At 56.8% G+C, this 454-nt stretch carries 1 protein-coding gene; it reads left to right on the top strand.

The window, feature by feature from the left end; genetic code table 11:
* Positions 1-445, top strand: a 445-nt coding sequence (locus tag ACWNRM_RS15185) for a transposase (protein ID WP_485171512.1), incomplete at its 5' end; no start/stop codon positions are given.
* Positions 446-454 lie beyond the last annotated feature (9 nt).

Raw genomic sequence — 454 nt, 5'->3', positions numbered from 1 at the left:
CTTTGGCTACAAATCCCACGTCTCCATCGACCGGAAGTTCCGGTTCATCCGAAAATGGAAAGCGACGGATGCCGCCGCCAGTGATGGTGCGCGATTAAGAGAGGGGCTGTTGGATAAAGCCAATACGCCCTCAGGCGTCTGGGCAGACACGGCGTATCGCTCGAAAGCCAATGAGGATTTCATGGACCGACACGGGTTCGTCTCGAAAATCCACAGGAAAAAGCCGCATCTCAAGCCTATGCCACGCCACATCCAGCGGTCCAACGCTGGGAAGTCGGTGATCCGGTCGCGTGTCGAGCATGTCTTTGCCGATCAGAAATCACAGATGGGTCTGTTCGTCCGGACCGTGGGCATAACGCGAGCCACCATGAGGATCGGGCTCGCCAATATCGTTTACAACATACGCCGCTTCCTCTTCCTCGAAAGACTGAACGCGAGCGCGTAGCCATCCCGG

The sequence above is a fragment of the Asaia sp. A2 genome, from assembly GCF_057319415.1.
The sequence above is the reverse complement of the archived record's forward strand: the minus strand, read 5'-3'. Positions and strand labels throughout refer to the sequence as shown.